Here is a 23,071-nt window from a genome sequence, read left to right as displayed (position 1 = left end):
GTGAACAGGCCCGTCAGCGCTCGACGAGACGTACGCGAACCGAAGTGGGCGACAAGGTTTCCTCGACCCACACCTCGGCACCGCGCCGCACGGGATCGTCCGACTTGGCGGCGAACTTCACCGGCTGGCCGGCCACCCTGAGCAGCACCTCGCCGTAGCCGTCCGCCGGGATGGCCGTGACCACGGACCCGGCGATGCCGATGAGGTCGCTGCCACGCGGGGCGGCTGCGCTCCGGTCCCTCATGAGGCTCCGGCTCAGTCGCCAGGTCAGCCACCCGGCGCCGATGCCGGTCAGCGCCCCGACCGCGGTGGCCGGGCCCGCACCCAGACCGGTGCTGCCGAGAACGATCGCGCCCGTGAAGCCCAGCATCGAGACGAATCCGGCGATGACCGGCAGCGACAGCCAGCCGTCGAAGAGCCCGCCCAAGGCCCCGTCGAAGAAACCTTCCAGCACTCCGTCCAGGACGAGCGAGGCAGCGAGCAACACGATCCCCGCTGTGCCGAGACCGAGAAACAAGCCCATACGCACCTCCCCGCCGCGGGGTGATCCCCGAGGTAACCGGATGATCCCACCCGCCCCACCAGCATTCATTGCCGACCACCGGCAGTCTTTTACGCCTCCTTGATGCCGACCTCGTGCGCCGTGGGCGCCTGCGTGTCGCGGTCGGTTCAGCGATCAACGTCACGCACCGCTCGGGCTTCCCGCACATGGTGCAAGCCCGGCAGTTCGGCCAGGCCCTGGCGGCCGGAGCCGGTATCGACCTGACCCGGCCCTACCGGGTGGTCGCACAGGGTGGGTCGTAGGGCAGGGGGACGACGTACCGGCTCCATTGCTGCCGGGTCAGGGCGCCGGAGCTCCCGGCGCAGATGCGGCTGATGGCGGACTCGACGTTCAGGTCCCAGAGCGTGGCCACGCCGTCGTCGGTGGTGGCGGCCAGGGTACGACTGTCCGGGCTGAAGGCCAGGACGGCGACGAATCCGGTCTCCACGGTCAGCGGCCCGCCGATGGCGGTGGGGTGGTCGGGATCGGAGACGTCCCACAGGTGGATGGTCCCGCTGCCGGTGTGGCCGGCCGCCGCGAGGGTGCGCCCGTCCGGGCTGAAGGCCACCGACCACAGGCTGCCCCCGGGTACGGTCAGGGGGCTGCCCCTGCGCGAGAGGCGGTGGGGGTCGGTGGCATCCCACAGGGTGACGGTGCCGCGACTGTTCCCGGTGGCGAGGGTGTGGCCGTCCGGACTGAACGCCACCCAGGTGCTGGTGGCGGTCGGCTGGTCGATCGGCTGCCCGATGCGGACCCCGGGGGCCGTCGTACTCCACAGTCCGACCGTGCCGTTGCTGCCGTCGCCGCCGGCCGCCAGCATCGTGCCGTCACGGCTGAACGCCAGCGACATGACGGACGACGTACGGGAATTGGAGATGCCGGCCCGGGAGACCGGGTGTGCGGGGTCGCTGACGTCCCAGAGGGCGATGCTGCCGGACCTGTGGTCGCCGGCCGCGGCCAGGGTCTTGCCGTCGGGGCTGAACGCCAGCGCGAAGATGAGCCCGCCGGCCCCGGTGAGGGTTTCACGGAGGCGAACGGGACGGCCGGGGTCGGTGGTGTTCCACAACGTGACGGTGCCGCCGCTGTCGCCCGCGGCCAGGGTGCGGCCGTCCGGGCTGAACGCCACGGCGTCGACCGGTTCGTCGGGGCCGGTGAGCGGATCACCGCGGGGAACGGGGTGATTGGGGTCGGCGGTGTTCCACAGCGAGACGGTGTTGTTCTGGTTCCCGGCGGCCAGGGTCCGCCCGTCGGGGCTGAACGCCACGGATGCCACGTTCCCGCCGGCGCCGATGATCCGGGTCGGCGGCAGATTCCACAGATCGACGTTGCCGTCGGTGTTCCCGGCGGCGAGGGTACGGCTGTCCGGGCTGAACACCACCTCGGTCACCGCGTCGCCGGGACCGGTCAGCGGCCGGCCCAGAGGGCCGATGGCCTTGGGATGGGTGACGTTGTACAGATGGATGGTGTGGTCGGCGCTGCCGGCCGCCAGCGTGTGACCGTCGGGGCTGAACGCCACCGACATGACGGACTGGGTGGGACCCGTCAGCGGCTTGCCCAGAGGGGCGGGGCGGCCGGGATCGGCGACCTTCCACAGGTGGACCCTGCCGGGGTTGGACCCGGCGGCCAGGGTGCCGCCGTCGGGGCTGAACGCCAGGGAGTTGACGTGGTGCCCGGCCTTGACGGAACGGCCGCGGCCGGGGCGGGCCGGGTCGGTGGTGTTCCACAGGCTGATGGTGCCGGCCTCGTCGTCGCACGCGGCGGCCAGGGTACGCCCGGTGGGGCTGAACGCGATGCGACCGGAGAAGACTCCGGGGCAGCCGAGGTTCAGGGGCGCTTCCGCGGGGTCGACGTCGTCGGGGCGGGTGACGTTCCACAGGCTGACGAGTCCGGCGTGCCATCCGGCGGCCAGGGTACGGCCGTCGGGACTGAACGCCAGCGATTCGACGGCCGTCGCGGCGTCGAAACCCTGAATGGCGGGAGCCTTCGGCCGGCCGAGCGGGACGGGGTGACTGGGGCTGGTCAGGCTCCACAGGTCGACGAATCCGCCGGAACCGCCGTCGCCCTTGTCACTGACGCGGCCCCCGACGGCCAGCACCCGGCCGTCCGGGCTGAACGCGAGCGACCGGATCGACGCCACGGAACGGCTCACGGATATGGGCCGGCCCAGCTCCACCGGACGGCCGGGATCGGAGACGTCCCACAGCCGGACGATGTTCCGGCGGACGTTCCCGGCCGCCAGCATGTGCCCGTCGGGGCTGTACGCCACGGTGTTCACCGCGCCCTGCGAGCCGGGCAGCCGGGTGGCCAGCGGTGTGTTCTTGGTGCTGATGAGCCGGGACGCCGCCTCCGCGGTCGGGTCCATGCGATAGGCGGTCAGCGCGAGTTGGGCGGACAGCGAGGGATCGGTCGGCGCCAGCTGTACGGACGCGGAGGTGACGGCGGCGTTGACGGCCTGGTCGCGGGCTCGCAGGGCCTCGGCCGCGGCGTCCCGGGCCCGGGACTCCTGCCGGAAGGCGAACACCGCGGTCAGCGAGGCGATCACGGCCAGGGCGGTGATGGTGGCGACCGCGGCGCGCCGGAGCCATTGCCCGCGCCGCTGGTGGTGGCGGGCGGCTGCCAGGAACGCCCGGGCGGCGGCGCTGAGTTCCGGCCCGTGCGTCCCGGCCCAGGCGAGTGCGGCTTCCAGGCGGTTGCCGCGGTACAGCGCGGCCGCCTCCCGGCCGGCCCGTTCCCAATGCGTGGCCGCCTCTTCGAGATCCTGCCGTACGAGGTTCCCGCTGCGGTCGTGCTCGATCCAGCCCCGCAGCCGGGGCCAGGCGCGGATGAGCACCTCATGCGTCATCACGACCGTGTCCTCGTCCCGGGTGAGCAGCCGGCCGCGGGTGAAGTCGTCCAGGACCCTGACGGCCGCTTCCCGGTCCGGCGCGTGACGCAGCAGCTCGTCGTACCGGACGCGCCGGCGGCTGTCGTCGGCATCGCGCCCCACGATGACGAGCCGCAGGAACACCCACCGCGCGACCTCCTGGCAGGGCGGCGGCAGAATGTCGTAGAGCCTGTTCGCCGTGGTGGCGATGGCGCCCTGGATGCCGCCGGTGACGCGGTAGCCGTCCACGGTGAGCGTGTGCCCGTGCCGCTGCTGCCAGGTGGCCCGCAGGGCGTGCGCGAGCAGCGGCAGCCGGCCCGTGGTGCTGGTACCGACCGGTCCGCCGACCGCGCCCAGGTCCGCCAGCAGCACCTCGACCAGGCCGTCCTCGACGTCGAGGCCCACGCTGCCGGCCGGGCGGCGGATCGCGTCCTTGAGTTCGTCCTCCACCATCGGTTCCAACAGGACCGGTCCGGCCCGCAGTGCCGCCCGGAGCTGCGGATGGGCCGTGCACGCGGCGTAGAAGTCCGCGCGTACCCCCAGCACCACGACCGCACCGCCCGTGGGCCGGGCCAGGCGGTCGAGCACGTCGATGAGCCACTGCCGGTCGGTCTCGTCGCCGCAGGCCGTGAAGATCTCCTCGAACTGGTCGACCACGACGACCAGTCCCGCGGGCGGGGCGTCCCCGGCGGGCGCCGGGTCGCCGGCCCCGGTGATCTCGCGCAGTTCGGCGAGGCACCGCTCGGGATCGGCCCGCCACGCCTCTGCCGTGCTCCGGGCGGCCCCGGCGTCGAACCCGGCGGCGGCGGCCAGCGCCAGGGCCGGGGACGTCGTCGGGGTCAGCAGCAGCCGCGGCCATGTGCTCGAACCCGCCACCGGAAACCGGCCGTCGTCCAGGGCCGGCAGTACCCCGGCCGCGAGCAGGGACGACTTCCCGGCCCCCGAGGGGCCGATCAGCACCAGCGGGCCGCCCTTACGCATCCGGGCGTCCATCCGCTCGCACACGAGGTGGACCATGCGCTCACGGCCGTGGAACCACTGCTTGTGCTGCGCGCCGAACGGGGCCAGGCCCGGGTACGGGCACAGCACTCGGTCGGCTCCGGGGCCGGGCACGGTTCTTCGCCCCTCGGCGCCGTAGCGGACGTGGAGGTCTCGGCCGGCCTGGAAGACGCTGCCGCCGCCGGTCGCGCTCGCCTCCTGCCGTTTCGGCTGCCAGAGGGGCGGCCCGTCGGGGGACGGGGCGCCGGTGCCGCGTTCCGTCACGCCTGTCCGCCTCTGGTGACGGTCATGTCCCGGCCCGCCAGGTAGGCGTCGCCGCCGGAGACATGTGCCTCCATCGTCATCGAGCCCGTGATCAGCTGTTCCGGGGCTCCGGCGGAGCGCGGTTCCCCGCCGAGCAGCGCGCGCAGCTCCTCGACGGCGTCCGGCCGCGTGGCCATGAGCCGGACGATGCGGGCCTGCCACTCGGCGACCAGCATCCCTTGGAGCTCCTGCCCGTCACCGGTCCGCCGTGCCTGGAGCAACTCGCCCCTTGCTTCGCCGAGTTCCTCCTCGACGCGCTCCGGGTGCGCGGACCGCCACAGCGACAGGACCGAGGACTTGACCGCGGCCCAGCCGTCCGTCGCCAGCAGATCGATCAGACGCGCCGCGGCCACCGATGCCAGGCCGGCGAGTTCCACACTCGTCTCCATGCTTCTCCCCGTTCCTTACCGTGCGTGGGCCGCGATCGCGGTCATCGTCAGGTGCGAGGCGACGAACACGCGGTCGCCGCCCACCGTCCACAGGAACCCCACGTCCGGCTGCCCCGGGTCGCTGTATCTCCACCGGGCTCTGCCGGTGGCCGCGTCGATGGCCCACAGCGTCTTGGCGCTGTCGGTGGCGAAGACGGTGTCGGCCGAACACTGCGCGCTCTTGCCGGAGATCCTGAGGGAGGCGTTGAACATGGTGGAACCGCCCGTCTCGCTCGCCCCGTCGAGCCTCGCGACCCACCGGGGCGTACCGTCGGCGGTGGCCAGGGCGGCCAGGTCGCTGCCGACGGGTACGTAGACGGTCGCACCGTCGAGGCCGGCGAACGGGGCGCCGATCCGGACCCGGTCCCCGCTCTTCGACTCGAAGCGCTGATGCCACTTCTCGCTGCCCGTGGCCGCGTCGACGGCGAACAGCGTGTCGCCGTCGCCGCCGGCGAACAGGAACAGCCCGGCGGCGTAGCACGTCAGCGGCCAGCCGGTGGTGAAGTAGAACCCGCCGTACGGGACGGACACCTTCCAGCCGCGGGCGCCTCGTCTGCCGGCGTCGATCATCTGGACGCGGCCGGGCTTCCTCGCCGGTACGGCCGAGGTGGCCAGCAGGCGAGAACCGGTGGGTGGCACCAGCACGTTGTTGATGTCGGTGCCCTTGACCCGCCACAGTCCCTTGCCGGTCGCGGCGCTGAACGCACGGATGTAACCGGTGGTCGGGGACGTGGACGAGTACGACCCGTCCAACACGCTCATCGTCCCGCATACGTACACCGTGTTCCCCGCGACAGCCACATAGGTGCTCCGGTACATCGCGGTGGGCTTGCCCCCGCCGGATTCGACCTCGGCCATCCTGGTCGCCCACTTCGCCTTCCCACTGGCGGCGTCGAACGCCGCCAGCAGGCCCGACTGATCGGGGGTGTCGCAGAGCAGGTAGAACACTCCGTCCGCGTACGCCGTCGGGTACTTGAAGCTGGTCGTGCCGTATTCGTTGACCGTGTTGAGCCCGGGGAATTTGGATTTCCCGGTCGCGGCGTCCAGGAAGGACGTGGCGGTGTCCGTGACCACCATGACCACCTTGCCGGAGGCTTCCAGGCAGGTGGGGGCGTGTTTCCCGGCGCGCGACCATGCCTTGACGGCGTCGGGTCCGGCCAGCACGAGCGCTTCCGGTCCGTCCGTCGGGGACGGCGACGCGGAGGAGGCCGGGGAGCGCACACCCGGCGGAGTGGCCGGCCGTGCGGTGGGTCCGGGCCCGCCGGCCCGGCCGCCGGGCGTCGGCGACGGGTCGCCGGTGAAGGCGAGTGCCGCCGCGGTCCCGCCGAGTACGGCCGCGCCCCCGGCCAGACCGATGAGCAGCTTCCGGCGGCTGACACCCGCGCCGGCGGCGTTCACCGGCGGCGGGGGTAACGCCGTGCCCCGGCCTCCGACCCCGGCGGACGCCGATCCCACCGCCGCGGTCGCGGCGGCCATGTCGGCGGTCACCGCCGGCGGCAGCCAACTGCCCGCGGGGGCCGGAAGGTCCTGACGCCTCAGGTACTCGACGAGTTGCTCCGCGGTGGGACGGTCCGGCGGGTCCGGGTACAGGCAGCCGCCGATCACGTCGCGGAGCGACCCAGGGAGGGCGCCGGTGTCCGGCTCGCCCCCGGAAGCCGCGTACAGCACGGTCGACCCGAGGTCGAACATGTCGTCCGTCGGTGAGGGTGCCGGACCGCCGGTGGGCCCCGTGAGCCCCACGGCGGTGACGCGGGGCCCGTCCATGGTCAGCAGCACCGCGTCCGGGCTCACCCCGCCGTGGACCCTCCCGGCCGCGTGGATTACGGCCAGCGCCCGGGCGAGACCGTCGGCGAGCACCCGCAGAGCCGGTTCGGGCAGCGGACCGTGCCGGTCCACCGCCTGCCGGAGCGGCAGTCCGGCGGTGAACTCGGTCGCCAGCCAGGGAACCGGCGCGTCCGCGTCGGCATCCAGCACCGGTACGAGGAAGGCACCGGAGAGCGTCCGTGCCGCCTCGACGTCGGTACGGAACCGGTCCCGGAAGCCCGGCTCCGTGGCGAGTCCGGGTCCTATGACAGTGACCGTGACGAGCAGCCCGTCGTCCGTGCGGGCCGCGAAGACTTCGCTCCCGCCGACCGTGCTCTGCCTTCCGAGCAGCGTGTAGGGCCCGATCCGCTGAGTACCGCCTGCTCCGGGATGATCCATCGTCCGCCCCTCACGCCAGCCTGATCGTCTGGTCCCGGGCCGCCTGGTAGGCGCTGCCGCCGCCGGACACATGGGCCGTCATGGTCGTCGGCGGCACGGCATCCGCGGCCGGCGCCGTGCCGTGCCCGGGTTCTACGGGCGCACCGGCACCGGACAGCAGAGTGGTCACCGCGTCGACCAAGTGCGCGAGCCCGTCCGGCAGATGGGTCTCCGGGACGCGGAGGAACTGAAGGCCCGCCAGCTCCGCGATCTCGGCCGGCAGCGCGGAGGCGTCGGGCAGCATCGTCGCGTCTCCCAGGAGGACGGGGACGACGCGGTTTCCCGCCCGCAGAGCCGTCGCGATCTCCAGGCGGACCCAGTCGTGATCCCGGTCCAGGAGCCGCACACCGTCCTCGCCCCGCGCGTCGAGCCAGCCCGGCCCGATCAGTACGCACATGAGCTCGCACTCGGCGGCCTGCCGCCGCAGGATCCCGGCGAAATCGGCCCCGGGCGGAATCGACTGACCGGACTTGAAGATCTCGTCGGCACCCAAGCGGTCGGACAGCGCGCGGTAGACACGGTCTCGCATCCACCGGGAGTCCGGTTTGCGAAAGCTGAGGAAGATGCGCGGCACAATTGCCCCCTCTCCGGCAGGTCTTGCCTTCAGGAATCGTGTTCACCCTAGGGCTGGCGTACGCGCCAGGTGGCTATTCGCCGGGGATTGAATAGCGGCCGCGCGGCTCCGTACGCTGACTGGTATGGACCCGGTGGACGGCGCGGCAGGGACGGTCCCGACAGGGAGATCGGACGGCACCCGTCTGCCGCCGGGCGACTTCGGCGTCGTCCTGGCCACGCTCCGGGCACGCCGGGGCTGGAGCGTGCGCGAGTTCGCCCGGCGCGCGAACGTGTCCGAAGGGCAGATCTGCAATCTGGAGAGCGGGCTGCGCAACCCGACGCCCGCTGTGGCGGCGGCATGCGACGCGGCCTTCGGCACCGGCGGGGAACTCGTCGAGCTGGCCGGGGCCGGCCGCCGCGGCGCCCGGGCCGAGGGCGTCGTCGAGACCGTCGTCGAGGCCGGCCCCGTGGTCGCCGGGTATGAGCGGGTCCTGCGGGAGCTGAAGGACATCGGCAGATCGACCGGACCGACGTTCGTCACCGCTTCGATGAAGTCGATCACGCGGATCCTGACGGACGCCGGTTCGCACGCCGTAGGTGAGCAGCGTGCCGAGATCTGGCTACTGGCGTCGAGGTTCGCCGAATACACGGGGTGGATGGCGCAAGAGGCGGGAAATCCCGCCGAGGCGCTGCGCTGGACGAGTCTCGCTGTCCGCTGGGGCGCGCACGGCGGGGACGAAACGGTGGCCGCGTACGCCCTGGTCCGCAAGGCGTTCATCGCCCAGCACCGCGGTGACACCTGTGCGGTGATCCGCTTCGCCGACCAGGCGGCCGGGCACCCGGCGGCCACCCCGGTGATCCGCGCGCACGCCGCGCGACGCGCCGCCCAGGGGCATGCGCGCCGTGGCGACGCGGAGGCCTGCCGGGAGGCACTGGAGCGGTTCAGAAGCCACGCCGCCGAGGTCATCGACGACCCCGAGGCCATCGGCGACCGGACCCCGCATTGGGGCCCGCGCATCGAGAAGGGCAACCTTCGGCTCATCGAGGCGTCCTGCATGCTCAGCCTCCATCGCTTCGAGCCCGCCGCCGACCTTTTCGCCGCCGAGCACCGGCCGGCCGTCCCGGCGGACAGCAACTCCCGAGCCCGCTTCGCGGTTCGGCGGGCGACAGCCCTGGCTGGCGCCGGCCGCCTCGACGACGCCTGCCAGATCGTCGAGACGACGCTTCCCGTGGTCGAGCGCATCGACTCGGCCACCGTCCGCGCGGAGCTGGGCCGTTTCGTGGAACAGGCCCGGACCAGGAGAGCCGGCCCGGGCCAACTCGCCCTCATCGACGCGTCGGCCGCCCTCGCGGCCGGCTCACAAGTGAGCGGTATCAGCTCGTCGGGCGAGGGATGACCCTCGTGTTCGTTCGCGCGGAGGACAGCGAGGAAGGCATGCGCGAGCATGGCCAGGGTGACCCAGCGGGACCAGGACGGGTAGCGGCGGACGGTGCTCGTCCAGGGCCGCCAGGCCCTTGCCGGACTGGAAAGACTTCTCGACCCGCCACCTTGATCCAGCGACGCGCACCAGGGTGGTCAGCGGCACTGCGGCAGGCGAGTAGCAGCGGTAGTGTGCATGTTCGCCGGTGCTGCGGTTGCTGCGGATCAGCAGCTGCCGGCTCCCGGGCCGGGGATCGGTGAGGTCGATGACGGCCCAGTCGTAGAAGCGGTGGCCCTTGGCTCCGGCCCCACCGGACAGCTTCTGCCAGGCCCTCTTGGGCACCTTCCTGGCCAGCATGTCGGCGTGAAACCTCCCGGCGCCTGTGGTGACTTCGTGCGAGCAGGCCACCGCGAGGACGTAGCCGGTGCCGCGTTCCTCCAGTGCGGTGCGCAGCCTCGGGTTGCCGCCGTAGACCTCGTCTCCGGCGCCCCAGGCGGCCCGATGGCGGGCGTCGAGGAATCGGGTGACCATGCGGGCGGCCGGCTCCGGCTTGGTCGCGAACTCCGTATTGTCATCGAGGCCGGCGGCCCGGCAGCGGTCGGCATCGGAGGCCCAGGAACGCGGAACTAGAGTTCCCGGTCCACTGCGGCGTGCCCGCGGCGGCCGGGCGTAGACCAGGTAGACGACGACCTGGGCGTTCTCGATCCTGCCCGCCGTGCCGGTGTACTGCCGCTGGACTCCAACGGTGTCGGTGCCTGTCTTCACGTCGCCGGTCTCGTCGACCACCCGCACCGCCTCGTCGTCGTGCAGATGCTCCACCACGTAGTCACCCACCTCGTCGCGGACTGGTCGGCATCCCACTCCGCCCTCCCGAGCAGGTGCTGCATGCCGTCCGGGGTCCTGTCCCCGGCCCACTCGGCGATGGTCCAGCAGCTCTTGCGCGGCAGGTCCGACAGCAGGCCGAGTACCGACTTCCGGGCCCGGCGTCGGGATTCGACCCGTGTGAAGCGTCCCGCTATCCGGCTCATCATGCCCTCGAACGCCTCCTGCCAGCAGGCAGGGTCTACGCTGTGACCTGCGGCCACTGCATGATCGTTTGTCTTCACACACCGGTGATCAACCGTGGCCGCACCCGTCTCCACACCGCGTCAGGTCACGCAGCGTCTGCCTGCCGTCCTGTGTATCGGAGGGCTTGTGCAACGTGGCGAAGTCTGGTGGATCCAGTTCGACGAGCGCAGGTTGGTCGTACTGCTGTCAGGAGACGACGCGTCCGGGTTCCAGGTGATGCAGGTCGTCGCTCCGGCGGGCCTCGACATCAGCGGTCTGGGCATCGAAGTGACGGTCGGCGCCGGTGAAGGGCTGCCGATCGAAGGCGTGCTGCGGCTCGCGTTCCCACGTCCGGGCTTCACCCCGTGCACGTGGCTGACCACCGTGTCCCGCGACGACCTGATGGAGCGGGCGGCCGTCCTGTCCTCCAGGAAGCTCAGCGAGATCGACGATGCCCTCCGACTCGCTGAACAAGCACAGGAGCTGACCCCGGCAACGACCGCGAAGCTCAGCGAGACAAGGGACGCCCTCCGTCGCGGTGAACTCGGGTAGACGGAGAAGGAGCCGACGCCCGCGACGGCATGGGCGATCTCGGGCGAGATGATCCACGCTGGACACCTGCCGCCTCGACACCCCTCACCATCGAGATCACGGTCTACGGCTGGGGTACTAGTGGCCGCTTACGATGTGAAAGACACCCGTCCATCGCTCGTCGAGCAAGCAGGCGTTCATCGATTTGACCCGTGTCTTGTGATCGGGGTGGTTGCGCCACTCCCCCAGGGATTCGAAGCTCGCCCATTCGCTGGTGAGCAACCATTGATCCGGGTCGTCAACGGAGCGGCACAGCTGTTCATTGACGTGTCCGGCAGACCGCTGGGCGCAATCGAGCACGCCCTGATAGGCCTGCAGGAATTCCGCTTCCATTCCCTCTTGCATCCGGAGCAGCCGGATCACTCGTACGCGTTGTGTCATGACGGGTTCAGGGCGATGGGCAGTTCGGCCAATCCGCGGAAGGCGGGGAATGGTACGGTCAGCCACCGCGCGTCTTCCGGCGCTCCTGCCAGAGCCATTCGAGGGTAGCGCGTGAAGAGCGTAGCGAGGGCGATTTGCATCTCCATGCGGGCCAGCGGTGCCCCGATGCAGTAGTGGGGACCGAAGCCGAACGCGAGATGGCTGCCTTGAACGTTCGGGCGCTTGACATCCATTTGGTTCGGCGCGTCGAAAACGTCGGGATCGCGGTTGGCGGCGACCAGCGAAATCTGAACGAGCGCCCCCTTGGGGATGAGGGTGTCGCGGATCACGACGTCTTCTTTTGCATAGCGGAATGTCGAGTTCTCGACAGACCCTTCGAACCGGAGGATCTCCTCGAGGGCTTGACCGATTGAGGCCTCGTCCTGGAGCGCCAGGCGCTTTTGCTCGTCCTGAGTGAGCAGGTGGTAAACGGCGTTGCCGATCTGGTAGGCCGTCGTCTTGTGTCCCGCGAAGAGCAGGACCCATGCGGTCGAGACGAGTTCGCTGTCTGTGAGTGCGCCGTCCTGGTCCTTCGCGGTGACGAGTGCACTCAGGAGGGCGCCGTCCGGCTCCTTCCGCTTGCGGGCGATCAGGTCGACCAGGTAGTCGCGGAGGTTTCCCTCGGCCAGTTCCAGCTTCTTCCTCGCCTCGGGACCGAATCCGGTCCGCGCGACAGTGCTCGACCATTCTTGCGCTTTGCCGCGTTCTCCCTCCGGGACACCGAGGAGTTCGCAGATCACGTGCAGCGGGAGCGGGAAGCAGAACTCTGGAAGGAGGTCGATGAGCTCATTTGCCGAGCACCTGTCCAGCAGGTCGTCGGTGATCTGCTGAATGCGCGGGCGCAGTGATTCCACCCGCCTTGGGGTGAAGGTGCTGCCGACGATCCTCCGGAGCCTGGTGTGCTTAGGAGGGTCCGAGAAGAGCATGTTGTCGTCCAAGGCGATCGACGAATCACCGAAGATGCGGTGATAGGCGTCAATGGCGCCGTACATGTCCTTGCTCAGACGAGGGTCGGCCAGGGCGGCGCGTGCGTCGTCGTACCTGGTGATGAGGTAGGTCTCCACCCCATGCGGAGGCGACAGCGGGCAAACCGGGGCTGCCGTGCGGAGCGCGGCGTAGACGGGATGTGGATTGGCGCGGAATTCCTTGGTGCAGGCCGCGGCCGCGGCCGCGGCCTCTTCCGGCGTCATTTCGTCAGAGGTGGTCAACGCTTGCGTCATGCTTGATCCCGGGGTTCGAGCTGCCGGCTGCAGCGGTGAGGCACGAGTCCATTCCGGAGCGTCCTCTGACGACTGAGGTGCGTTCCGTTGGCCAGTGGCACGGTTCCCCGTCCACCGCGGCGGCTAAACGCCACTAAGCCATACGTGTGGCGCCTCATTGGCGTTGCAGATTTCCGTTGACTCGGTCGGCCCAACACTGGGCGCGCCTCGGCGGCTGCTACGGGTCTCACCTGATAATCAATCACGACCAGGCCGGTCCCCCTTCGCGGCGAGACACCGCTAGACGGGAAGGAAACAAGTGAGCGGACGCGCAGAGGAATCCGTACCGGTTCTCATCGTGGGAGGGTCCCTGGTCGGGCTTTCAACCTCGGTGTTTTTGGGGCGGCTTGGTATCGCGCACATGCTGGTGGAGCGACATGCTGACACCTCGACGCACCCGCGTGGCCGCGGAAACAACGTGCGCACCATGGAGATTTTCAGGACTGCGCAGTTGGAGCCACGCATTCGAAATGCCGCTTCGGCTCTGGCCGGTAACGAGGGCGTACTACAGGTCGACACACTCACTGGCGAGCGCCGCCGCTGGATCATTCCAGACATCTCCGCCGGCATCGATATGTCTCGGGTCAGCTCGTCGAACTGGTGCCTGTGCAGCCAGAATGATCTCGAGCCGGTATTGTTGAGCGCTGCTCGCGAGCAGGGGGGTGATATTCGCTTCAGTTCCGAGCTGCGCTCTTTCGGACAGAGCCCTGAGGGGGTTCAGGCGGAAGTGTTGCATCGGGATACCGGCGAGATCTATACCGTCGCTGCAGACTTCTTGGTGGCCGCCGATGGACCTCGCAGCCCCGTCCGTCGGAGCCTTCGAATCGGCCAGTCGGGAGCCGGCAACCTGTTCAACGCTGTCAGCATCACCTTCCGCAGCAAGGAACTCAAGAACCACATCGGGGATAAGCGGTTCATTGTCTGCTATGTCACCGACCCGGTCGGTGAGGGGGCTCTGCTCCCTGTGGACAACGAGGAGCGATGGGTGATCCATGTTCCCTGGCACCCTGAGCGCGGTGAGACCCTTGAGGACTTCAGCACGTCTCGATGTGAGGCGCATATCCGCGCTGCCGTCGGGGTTTCAGATCTCGATGTGGAGATCACTGGCAAGGCTCCTTGGCACGCTTCGGACCGTGTGGCGGACAGCTACGGACAGGGACGGGTTTTTCTGGTTGGCGATTCGGCACACGAGATGCCACCCACCGGCGCATTTGGCTCCAATACCGGCATTCAAGACGCCCATAATCTTGCCTGGAAGCTGGCCGCAGTACTCCGTGGACATGCAGGCCCTCAATTGCTTGACACTTACCAGCAGGAACGTCGGCCGGTTGCCGTTGCCACAAGCGCGCGGGCATCACTGCAGGCAGTCGAGGAGCAGCACCCGGGGTTCAATTCTGCTGGGGGCCCCAGCAACGGGTCGGCGGACCTCCTGACCGTCGCACTCTGCTACAGGTACGCGTCGAATGCTGTCGTGGGCGCCTGCTCGGAGCGGCCGGTAGTCCCTCACGCCTTCGAGCTCGGAGGCCACCCGGGTAGCCGGGCACCTCATATGTGGGTGCGCAAGGGGGGTGTCAAGCTTTCCACCCTTGATCTTTACGAGCGTTCGTTCGTCGTTCTTGCCGGCCCCAAGGGCCATGCATGGCGGAATGCAGTCGAGAAGGTCTCGAAGGAGACGGGGGTCCCTGTCGAGGCGTATCTCGTGGGGACTGGGCCTGATCATGACCTTGTTCCGGAGACGGACACCGAGTGGGGAAGGTTGCATGGTGCGGCTGAGGACGGTGCCGTCCTCGTCCGCCCCGACGGTTTCGTCGCATGGCGCGGGGAGGTGGGGATGCCGCATGCGGATCGCGTCTTGATGAGCGCCCTGCAGACGGCGCTTTGCCGAAGCTGAAGTATGCCCTTGCCGTTCGAAAAGAAGGCCTCATCCATGAACTTGCTGCATACCCCGGACGTGGGCCGCGTGGACGTCCACCATCATTTCACCGCGCCGGCCTGGCTGGACTGGGCAGAGCAACGCGGCGTCATCGACCGCGGCAGACTTCCGTGGTGGACGCGCTGGGATCTGAACACAGCCCTCGAGGTCATGGACAAAACAGGCATCAGTACTGCCGTCATGACGGTCGCGATGCTCGGGAGGATGCGCGACCGCGAAGAGCGGCGGGAGAGCACGCGTGTCGCTTTGCAGGCAGCGGCTGACGTCGCTGGGGAACATCCCGCACGCTTCACCTTCTTCACTCCGGTCTTCCTCGATGACCTGGAGCTCTCCCTGTGGAACCTGCGCTACGGCATCGACGAACTGGGTGCTGTCGGGGTAAGCACGAGAACGAGCATGGACGGCGTGTTTCTCGGTGACAGCGCACACGACCGCCTCCTCGCGGAGCTCAATGACCGGTCCGCGGTAATCAGCACACACCCCATGGAAGTTCCGGCGGGTGGCGGCACTACCGGGCTACCAGGCATGCCGCCCTTCGTGTGCGACTTCCTGATGGATACCACGCGTGCCGCCATCAACCTCATCCGGAACGGCACCCTCGACCGCTACCCCAATCTCACCTTCATCCTTCCCCACGGGGGCGGGTTCCTTCCCTACATGGCCGCCCGTCTCGAACTCTTCGGCGAGCACCTCACTCCCCGGATCGAACCGGGCCGGGTCCAGGATTACCTGCACCGGTTCTACTTCGATACGGCAGGCCCCATGTCCCCCGCATCCACGCCCACGCTGCTGGCCACCGTGGACCCCGGGCATATCTTGTTCGGCACGGACTGGCCGCCCACGCCCGCCCATGTCATCACCGACATCGCGGCACCAGCCCTGGACAACGACCCGGCCCTCTCCGATGAGCAGCTCCAGGGGATCAACCGGGAAAACGCCATGCGTCTGATGCCGGCGCTCCGCCGCTGACCCTCACTGCCCGACCGCCCTCGAACGAAGCCGCTGCCCGCAGGATGGACCACGCCGGCAGCGGCTGTCGGCTTCGCCCCTACTGTGGGCCCGCGTCTCGTTCCCAGCGGTAGAAGCAGTTCGCCATGGCGTCCTTCGGGCCGCGCCATGTCTGCGGGTCGTACGGACTGACGTAGGCTTCGAGCTTCTTGCTGATCTCACGGAACGCGGGGTGCTGCGCCACTCGTGCGACGGCGGGGCCTGGGTCCTGGTCGGCTTCGATGTAGTGCATGTACACATCACCGAACTGAAACAGGGACCGCCGGGTCACACCCACGAGGTGCGGGAGTTCGCCGCGATCGGACGCCGAAAAGACGTCAGCGATGGCGGGAGCGGAGTGCGGCGCCATCCGGGCGACAATCAGGGCGTGGTGCATGAGGACTCCTTCTGCGACCGAGTCGCTCAGGCGGGTGTCGTGGGTACGGTTCGCTGCTCGGCGGCGACCTGCTCGATCCGGTCGCGGATGAGGGCCATCTGGATGGGCGAGTTGCGGTTGATGATCTCCGTCATCCCGGCGTCGTCCACCGGAGCATCGGGCTTCATGGCGAAGTCCTGTGTCCAGTGCATCCGGGTACCGGCCGGCGTCTGTTCGTACTCCCACCGGATGTTCATGTACTGGAAGGGTCCGGGTTCGACCCGGCGGGCGTTCACGGTGAGCTTGTCGCGGTCGGTGACCCGTTCAGACACCCAGCTCCACACCGTGCCATTGGCATCGGGGTGCATCGTCAGTCGGAAGGTCACGGTGTCGCCATGGCGGGACAACACTTCCACGGCCGCGTACTCGCTGAACAGGTTCGTCCAGTTGTCGAGATCGTTGGTCATGTCCCATACGAGGTCGACGGGTGCGGCGATGGTGATCTCGTTTTCGGTGTGTCCTGCCATGTCAGGCTCCAGCCGTGAGGGTGCTGTTGACGAGGTCGAGGAAGTCTCGGGGGGTTTTGCAGCGATCCGCGTCGGCGGGAAGGGGCCGGCCGTGTCGATTCTCCAGTTCGCCTACGATGCCGAGGAGACCGAGCGAATCCAGCCCGAATTGGGCAAAGGGGGTGTCTGTGCGGCGCTCGAGTTCGTGCGGGTCGACGACGACGCCGGCGGACTTCTTCATCAGTGTGGCCAGCTCTTCGACGGTCAATTCGGGGTGCATGCGTGTTCTCCTTTGTGGGAGCCAGGTGCTGGAGTGTGCTGGAGTGGTGCCCGCGTAGCCGACCTGTTCAGGCGGCCGCTTCGGGGCCGCGGCGCAGTACCAGCGCCGCGTTGGAGCCCATGAGTCCCCGGCTGAGGACGAGAGCTGTGTGCAGATCTGCGGGGCGAGCCCTTTCGGTCACCAGGTCGATGTCGTGACAAACGTCGAAGACATTGGGGGTGGGCGGTACCTGGCCGTGCTCCATGGCCAGCACGGCAGCCGCGACATCCAGAAGCGGTGCTCCGCAGTAGGACCGGCCCGTACCGGTCTTGGGCGCCGTGACGGGCACGCGAGTGCTGTGCGAGCCGAAGGCGTCGGCGATGGCAAGGGCTTCGGCACGGTCCGCGTCCGCAACGCCCATCGCGTCGGCGAAGATGACGTCGATCTCCTCCGGTGCGCAGTCGGCCTCGGCGAGGGCACCACGAATGGCGTGGGCCAGACCTTCCCGTGAGCGATCCCAGCGTGAGGCACCGGTGAACGTGGCGGCATGTCCCGCCACGGTGGCGCGCACACGAGCGTTGCGTCGGCGTGCACTGTCGCTGTCTTCCACGACCAGCATCGCGCCCCCCTCGGCCGGCACGAAGCCACAAGCGGCCGAGGTAAAGGGGCGGTACGCGGTCGTGGGATCCTCCACGGTGCTCAGTTCGGGATAGCCGAGCTGGCAGACCATCGAGTAGGGAGCGAGCGGCGCTTCAGCAGCGCCGACCACGACCGCGTCGATGCCCCGCCTCACCAGCCGAGAGGCGTGGGCGACGGCGTCCAGACCGCCCGCCTCGTCGCTGGCCACCACCCCGCAGGGACCCTTGAAGCCGCTTCGGATGGAGATCTGGCCCGTGCTGGCCGCGTAGAACCAGGCAATGGACTGGTAAGGGCCGACGAAGCGGGATCCTTGGCCCCAGAGCTTTTGCAGTTCTCGCTGGCCGAATTCACCCCCGCCGGATCCGGCGGCGGTGACCACACCGACGGAGTACGGTGAGTCGACCGCCATGCTGCTCAGTCCCGCGTCTTCCAGGGCGGCGCTGGCGGCGGCCATGGCAAAATGTGTGAACCGGTCGGTCTGGACAAGGAAGGTCTCTTCGATCAGTCCTGAGGGGTCGAATTCTCGGACCTCGCCGGCGACGCGAAGCGGCAGGTGTCCGCATCCCTCCCGGGTGATCCGGTCCAGTACGCTCAGGCCTTCCTTGACCGACTTCCAGTAGGTTTCGAGCTCGAGTCCGTTGGGCGCGACCACACCCATTCCGGTAACCGCGGTGCGCCCGGTTCGCTGAGTCTTCATCGGTTTCTCCCGCCTGGTGCGGTCAGGAGCACCGCAGACTGAAATCCGCCGAACCCGCTCCCAACGGACAGCACATTGCGGAGCTTGCGGGGACGTGCGGTGCGCGGCACGTAGTCCAGGTCACACTCCGGATCCGGCTTTTCGTAGTTCGCCGTAGGCGGCACCACCTGGTGGGTCAATGCCAGCACGCAGGCGACGAGCTCGATCGCGCCAATCGCACCCAGTGAGTGGCCCACCATGGACTTGATCGAGCTCATGGGGGTTTCGTAGGCGTGTGCGCCCAAGGACCTCTTCACTGCCGCGGTCTCGTGACGGTCGTTTTGGCGGGTGCCCGAGCCGTGGGCGTTGACATAGTCGATGTGTGCGGGGTCCAGGCGGGCGTGGTCGAGCGCGTCGTCAATGGCCCGGGCCATCTCCAGCCCCTCAGCGGTCAGCCCGGTCATGTGGTACGCATTGCCGAAGGTGGCGTAGCCGCTCATCTCGCAGTAGATGTGTGCGCCACGGGCACGGGCGTGTTCAAGCTCCTCCAGCACAAGCACCGCGGCGCCCTCGCCCATCACGAATCCGTCCCGGCGGTCGTCGAAGGGCTTGGAGGCGTGGGCCGGGTCGTCGTTGTTCGGTGACGTCGCCTTGATGGCGTCGAAGCAGGCCATGGTGATCGGGGAGATGGGTGAGTCCGACGCTCCTGCGATGCAGATGTCCGCCCGGCCGTCCTCGACGGTGTGGAAGCCGTACCCCACCGCGTCAAGTCCCGAAGTGCAGCCCGTCGATACGGTCTGTACCGGCCCCTGGGCACAGAACCGTTCCGCGACAACCGAAGCCAGTGTGCTGGGCGAGAAGGCCAGATGCAGCTGCCGGCCGGCGGCGCGATGGTCCACATCCCATCGCTGCCCTCGTGCACTGACTTGGACGTAGTCGTTCTCCAGGCGAGTCGTACCTCCCACTGCGCTGCCGAGGGAAACGGCCACACGCCAGGGGTCCTCCCCGCTGAACTCGATGCCGCAGTCGCCTACCGCCTCCTCCGCCGCGGCGACGGCGAATTGGATGTACCGGTCGGCGCGTTCGACCAGCTCAGGTTCAAGCCCGTGCACGAGCGGGTCGAAGTCACATTCGGCCGCGATGCGGGAACGCAACCCCTCGGGGTTGAACAGCGTGATGCCGCGTGTCGCGGTACGGCCATTGGCAAGGAGGTCCCAGAACGCCGGCGCACCCACCCCGCCAGGGGCGACCACGCCTATGCCTGTGACCACCACTCGCCGGGTCACGACGGTGCCCCACGTCGTTCAGGCCGCACGTCCTCTTCCTGTACGACCGGATAGGGCTCCACTGACTCGCTCCCCTCCAATGTCTCCGTGTCGACATGGCCCAGGCTTGGCTTCGGCGCCAGCGGACTCAGGTGGAAGACCATGCGGGCGTCCTCGTCACCGATGTTGCGGAAGCGGTGCCGCATGTGCTTGGGGATCATGAGGCCTTGATCGGCACGGAGAGGAAACGTTTCGTCATCCAGATCGACCTCCAGCCGGCCGTTGACGACGTACACGAACTCCTCGGAGTAGGGGTGGTAGTGCTCGCTGATGCGTTCGCCCGGCCGCATGATGGCCAGGCCCATGAAACCGCTCGTGGAACCCACCGTGAGGGGGGTGAGCATGGTGTGCAGGCTGCCGCCACGCTTGCCGTTCGGCTCGGTGTCGCACAGGTCCACAATGCGCGGGCGCGTCTTGTACATGGTCCGTCTCCCAGTCGATCGGTCGGATTTGTCGGTCACTGTCCTCACCGCGTGGCCAGGCGGTCGGTAACCAGCGTCATGTCGACGTGCGCCAAGAGCCGGTTGGCATCTCGCTCGGTCGTGGGCGGTCTTTCCAAGCCCAGGGCGACACCGTCAAGCAGGCGCGCCAGTACGGTGGACTTCCTCGTGTTCTGGACACCAAGGACCCTGACCGCATCGGTCTCGGGGTCGCCCGACACGTCGATGAGACGGACGACGATGTCGTCTCGATGAAAAACGGTGCTGCGGTACACGGGACTCGCCGGGTCATCGGTGGCGGCCTCATCCAGCTGGGAGATCAGCCGGGCCAACACCATCCCGCAGCTTGCCCTGGCCGGGTAGTACAGGGCATGACGCCGCAAGTCGGCCGGCTGTTGTCCACCCCGAGCCACATGGTGCACGGCCGGCATGGCTGCGCGAGTGAAGAAGGCCCTGGCGGACTCCGGATCAGTCAGGTCCCTGCTCAGCTCCAGATGCGGATTGAGGGCTTCCTCAACGGCCCGCACCTCGGGCTGACGCGACACGTGGCGCAGCGCCGCCATCAGGTCGCCCTCCACCTCGACGGTGCGCACCACGCGGTTGCCGTGCATGAACAGCGTGGTACGACGCAGCCGGGTGACATCGTCCACACGCGACTTCGGTGGTGCGTACTCGGCGAGGATCTCCGCGACCTTCGACTCTGAACCCGGCTTCACAGTGAAGGTGAGTGCGTGGCGCGTTACCCCATCGCCCACCCGCGGGGCGATGCGCACGTCATGATCGGGCGCGGCAGCGGCCGGTTGGGCCTTCCCGGTCTCGCGGAGAATGCTGTACCGCATCGACCGGAGGTCGCGGACACAGCGCTGCATGGGCTTGACGGTCTCGATGTGATCCTCACTGTTCACCCAAGCGAGGAAGGACGGAGCACTTTCCCATTCGCTCGTGATGAGCCACTGGGAGGAGTTTTCCAGTGACTGACACAGCTGGTCACTGATGTGACCCGGAAGCGACGCGACGCGACGCCGCATGTGCTCGTACGCGTCGAGAAACTCTTGCTGGGCGTTTTCGTGGAGATCGACAAGCAGGATGACTCGCAGCCGGGCGCCATCGAACGCCGACTGGCCTATGCGGGTCGAGGTGATCATCCGGCAGGCCCTTCCTTCGTGAGCTCGCCACGCCGCCGTGTACAGCAGCCCGAGCGCGCCATGTGCATGGGCCTTCATCGTGTGTGGGCGGTGCGGACTGCGCGAGCCGCGCGGGCCGATCGAGGGAACGGGCCCTCGCGCCCCGGTGCCCGGACCGGGCCGTCACAGGCGGCCGACCAGATGCGGCCGCCGGGCCTGCCGCCGAGTCGATCCTCACCGCCCTGAAACAGCTGGGGCTGAAGACCACGGCACGAACCGTGCCAGCCTGGTGCGCCCCCCGGCCGGCCCGTCCAGTGTGGCCGCGGCCCGCACCACGACCTGCGTTCTGGCTGAGTACGCGGGCCGCCGACCGGCCTTCACCACAAACGCAGCCGGTGAGCGTGTGCCGGCTCCCTGGCTTTGTCGTCGGCGCAGAATACGGCTCTCATCCGCCGCACCCTCCGGCCCGAGGTCAGCTTCGGCGCCACCGCGCCACACACTCGCTCGGGTCTCAACGACGTGGCCCGCCGGGCGACGACCGAGAACCGAGCCCCCCACCCGGGCGACGCGCGGGCGCCTGACCTGCTGGACCACGACGTCACGGATCCGGCCCCAAACCGAAGATGGATCAACGGCTCCCTCTGCGTCCGCACATACGCAGGACTCACCCTGCTACTCCCCCAGCGACACGCCGACCGGGCCCAGAGCCACCAACACGCCCCTGCGCGGGGTCGAACCGCGGCTCGCGCAGGACCGGTTGCGTCGCCAGGAGCCGGCTCGGGCCGTCTGCACCGACCGGGACAGCGCCCGCCTGTGGCGGCTGGAGCGACATCTGGACGACCTGTCCGTCCTCAACAGGGCGCCGTTCAGGGACACGATCCTCCCCTGAAGACGAGCAACGGTCGCGGTACCGCAGCCCCCACGCCAACCAGAACAGCAACCGACAGAACCTGGCACCTAGTCACCAAAGTCAGCGTCGGGTCACATTGGGTCTACCGAAGCAGCCTGGGCATGACCACACCTTGCACTGACAGTCGCCCTCGCCGGAGATCGCGAGCGACATCTAGCACGCGATTCCGCTTCACGGCCACCGAGTTGATTCCCCCTACAAGAGGGCGCCCACCCATGTCTTGACAGGGCAGGTCAACGGACCCTTCCCCGTGGCTTCAGCGCCACAGGCGGGAGTTCAGGGGCGGGCAGCCGACCCCCGGCATACCCCTCCACCTCCCCGAAGCGGGAGCCATGCGTCCAGTCGGCGCGCGCCTGCTCGATCTCCTCGTGGCTCCGCCCCACGAAGTTCCACCACATGACGATCTCCTCCTCGAACGGTTCACCGCCCAGGAGCATCAGTCCCGCGTCCGATGCGGCGCGGAGGGGGAGGGAGGTGCGGCCGCAGCCGAGGTAGAGCATCGAGCCGGGGAGGACCGGGACGTCGTCGACGTGGACCTCGCCGGACATGGAGAGGACCGCGTACTCGAAGTCGGGGTCGAGCGGCAGATTCGTTTCCGTGCCGTGGGTCAGGGCGAGGTCGGCGCCGATCAGGGGGCTGTAGGTGGTGCCGGGTGAGAGCGCGCCGTCGAGCTCGCCGAGGACGACCGTGGCCGTCAGGCCGGGCGCCGTGACGCGCGGGAGGTCGGCGTGGTGCTGGAAGTGGGGGTCGACGTGACGGTGGGCGTCGGGCAGGGCCACCCACAGCTGGGCGCCGTGCAGGAAGCGGGCGTGCGGGCGGGGGCTTTCCTCGGAGTGGGAGATCGCCCGGCCGGAGGTCATCAGGCCCAGCTCGCGCGGGCGTACCGTCTGGAGGCTGCCCGTGCTGTCGCGGTGCAGAACCTCGCCCTCGTGGAGCCAGCTGACGGTCTGGAGGCCCATGTGCGGGTGGGGCGGCACCTGCATTCCGGGCTCGTCGGCGATGTCGTCGGGGCCGTAGTGGTCGACGAAGGCCCAGGCGCCGACCATGCGACGACCGAGGTTGGGCAGCAGGCGGCGTACCTCGGTGGACTCACCGAGCTGTACGCGGCGGGGGCTGAGGAGCTCTCGCACCGGCTCGGCGACGACGAACCCCCGGCCGCCGCAGACGGAGAGCGCGGCCTGACGATCAAGGTTGCTCATACCGCCCAACCTAGTCGCGGGAGCGCCTC

Annotated in this window: 19 protein-coding genes and 1 pseudogene; 4 read left to right on the top strand and 16 right to left on the bottom strand. The window is 69.0% G+C overall.

Annotation, left to right across the window (positions count from 1 at the left end):
- Positions 1-13: 13 nt before the first annotated feature.
- The 5 genes from ACZ6C1_RS18545 to ACZ6C1_RS18525 all read right to left on the bottom strand — a co-directional run bounded on the left by ACZ6C1_RS18545 (position 14) and on the right by ACZ6C1_RS18525 (position 7,949).
- On the bottom strand, positions 14-523 hold the full coding sequence (locus ACZ6C1_RS18545; protein WP_469242160.1) for a hypothetical protein: 510 nt from the start codon (positions 521-523) through the stop codon (positions 14-16).
- Between the two features lie 250 nt (positions 524-773).
- Positions 774-4,667, bottom strand: a complete 3,894-nt coding sequence (locus ACZ6C1_RS18540; protein WP_469242159.1) for an NACHT and WD repeat domain-containing protein — start codon at positions 4,665-4,667, stop codon at positions 774-776.
- On the bottom strand, positions 4,664-5,095 hold the full coding sequence (locus ACZ6C1_RS18535) for a hypothetical protein (protein ID WP_469242158.1): 432 nt from the start codon (positions 5,093-5,095) through the stop codon (positions 4,664-4,666). The genes ACZ6C1_RS18540 and ACZ6C1_RS18535 overlap by 4 nt, the downstream gene beginning before the upstream one ends.
- A gap of 15 nt (positions 5,096-5,110) precedes the next feature.
- Positions 5,111-7,336 carry an outer membrane protein assembly factor BamB family protein gene (locus ACZ6C1_RS18530; RefSeq protein ID WP_469242157.1) on the bottom strand — a complete coding sequence of 742 codons (2,226 nt, stop codon included), beginning with the start codon at positions 7,334-7,336 and terminating at the stop codon, positions 5,111-5,113.
- A 10-nt stretch (positions 7,337-7,346) separates the two neighbouring features.
- Positions 7,347-7,949 (bottom strand): toll/interleukin-1 receptor domain-containing protein, encoded by a 603-nt coding sequence (locus ACZ6C1_RS18525; RefSeq protein WP_469242156.1) that lies wholly within the window; start codon positions 7,947-7,949, stop codon positions 7,347-7,349.
- 124 nt (positions 7,950-8,073) lie between these two features.
- Here ACZ6C1_RS18525 and ACZ6C1_RS18520 point away from each other — a divergent pair, with 124 nt between their 5' ends.
- Positions 8,074-9,327 carry a helix-turn-helix domain-containing protein gene (locus ACZ6C1_RS18520; RefSeq protein ID WP_469242155.1) on the top strand — a complete coding sequence of 418 codons (1,254 nt, stop codon included), beginning with the start codon at positions 8,074-8,076 and terminating at the stop codon, positions 9,325-9,327.
- Here the strand turns inward: ACZ6C1_RS18520 and ACZ6C1_RS18515 are convergent.
- Positions 9,289-10,379, bottom strand: a pseudogene (locus ACZ6C1_RS18515) (IS701 family transposase). The gene ACZ6C1_RS18520 and the pseudogene ACZ6C1_RS18515 overlap by 39 nt on opposite strands.
- Before the next feature lie 166 nt (positions 10,380-10,545).
- Here ACZ6C1_RS18515 and ACZ6C1_RS18510 point away from each other — a divergent pair.
- On the top strand, positions 10,546-10,950 hold the full coding sequence (locus ACZ6C1_RS18510) for a type II toxin-antitoxin system PemK/MazF family toxin (protein ID WP_469242317.1): 405 nt from the start codon (positions 10,546-10,548) through the stop codon (positions 10,948-10,950).
- Between the two features lie 117 nt (positions 10,951-11,067).
- Here ACZ6C1_RS18510 and ACZ6C1_RS18505 read toward each other — a convergent pair whose 3' ends face one another.
- Together ACZ6C1_RS18505 and ACZ6C1_RS18500 are read right to left on the bottom strand one after the other, a co-directional pair.
- A complete protein-coding gene (locus ACZ6C1_RS18505; protein ID WP_469242154.1) occupies positions 11,068-11,352 on the bottom strand; it encodes an antibiotic biosynthesis monooxygenase family protein in 285 nt (94 codons plus the stop codon).
- A 14-nt stretch (positions 11,353-11,366) separates the two neighbouring features.
- Entirely contained in the window at positions 11,367-12,629 is a 1,263-nt protein-coding gene (locus ACZ6C1_RS18500; protein WP_469242153.1) for a cytochrome P450 family protein, read from the bottom strand.
- Positions 12,630-12,927: 298 nt separating this feature from the next.
- Here ACZ6C1_RS18500 and ACZ6C1_RS18495 point away from each other — a divergent pair, with 298 nt between their 5' ends.
- The gene (locus ACZ6C1_RS18495) at positions 12,928-14,559 is read left to right on the top strand and encodes an FAD-dependent oxidoreductase (protein ID WP_469242152.1); all 1,632 of its coding nucleotides are present in this window, start codon (positions 12,928-12,930) and stop codon (positions 14,557-14,559) included.
- A 36-nt stretch (positions 14,560-14,595) separates the two neighbouring features.
- Positions 14,596-15,570 carry an amidohydrolase family protein gene (locus ACZ6C1_RS18490; protein WP_469242151.1) on the top strand — a complete coding sequence of 325 codons (975 nt, stop codon included), beginning with the start codon at positions 14,596-14,598 and terminating at the stop codon, positions 15,568-15,570.
- Between the two features lie 79 nt (positions 15,571-15,649).
- On the opposite strand, the gene ACZ6C1_RS18485 is transcribed toward ACZ6C1_RS18490, so the two are convergent.
- The 8 genes from ACZ6C1_RS18485 to ACZ6C1_RS18450 all read right to left on the bottom strand — a co-directional run bounded on the left by ACZ6C1_RS18485 (position 15,650) and on the right by ACZ6C1_RS18450 (position 23,042).
- Positions 15,650-15,985 (bottom strand): TcmI family type II polyketide cyclase, encoded by a 336-nt coding sequence (locus ACZ6C1_RS18485; RefSeq protein WP_469242150.1) that lies wholly within the window; start codon positions 15,983-15,985, stop codon positions 15,650-15,652.
- 26 nt (positions 15,986-16,011) lie between these two features.
- Positions 16,012-16,491 carry an SRPBCC family protein gene (locus ACZ6C1_RS18480; RefSeq protein ID WP_469242149.1) on the bottom strand — a complete coding sequence of 160 codons (480 nt, stop codon included), beginning with the start codon at positions 16,489-16,491 and terminating at the stop codon, positions 16,012-16,014.
- A gap of 1 nt (position 16,492) precedes the next feature.
- On the bottom strand, positions 16,493-16,750 hold the full coding sequence (locus ACZ6C1_RS18475) for an acyl carrier protein (RefSeq protein ID WP_469242148.1): 258 nt from the start codon (positions 16,748-16,750) through the stop codon (positions 16,493-16,495).
- Between the two features lie 67 nt (positions 16,751-16,817).
- Positions 16,818-18,065, bottom strand: a complete 1,248-nt coding sequence (locus ACZ6C1_RS18470; protein ID WP_469242147.1) for a ketosynthase chain-length factor — start codon at positions 18,063-18,065, stop codon at positions 16,818-16,820.
- Positions 18,062-19,330, bottom strand: a complete 1,269-nt coding sequence (locus ACZ6C1_RS18465; protein ID WP_469242146.1) for a beta-ketoacyl-[acyl-carrier-protein] synthase family protein — start codon at positions 19,328-19,330, stop codon at positions 18,062-18,064. Before ACZ6C1_RS18465 ends, ACZ6C1_RS18470 begins: the two co-directional genes overlap by 4 nt.
- Positions 19,327-19,791 carry a cupin domain-containing protein gene (locus ACZ6C1_RS18460; protein ID WP_469242145.1) on the bottom strand — a complete coding sequence of 155 codons (465 nt, stop codon included), beginning with the start codon at positions 19,789-19,791 and terminating at the stop codon, positions 19,327-19,329. Before ACZ6C1_RS18460 ends, ACZ6C1_RS18465 begins: the two co-directional genes overlap by 4 nt.
- Positions 19,792-19,835: 44 nt before the next feature.
- Positions 19,836-20,954 carry a SchA/CurD-like domain-containing protein gene (locus tag ACZ6C1_RS18455; RefSeq protein WP_469242144.1) on the bottom strand — a complete coding sequence of 373 codons (1,119 nt, stop codon included), beginning with the start codon at positions 20,952-20,954 and terminating at the stop codon, positions 19,836-19,838.
- 1,122 nt (positions 20,955-22,076) lie between these two features.
- Positions 22,077-23,042: a pirin family protein gene (locus ACZ6C1_RS18450; protein ID WP_469242143.1), complete on the bottom strand. Its 966-nt coding sequence runs from the start codon at positions 23,040-23,042 to the stop codon at positions 22,077-22,079.
- Positions 23,043-23,071: the final 29 nt, after the last annotated feature.

It is taken from the genome of Streptomyces sp. NPDC041796 (assembly GCF_055590785.1).
This window is presented reverse-complemented; position numbering and strand designations above follow the sequence as displayed.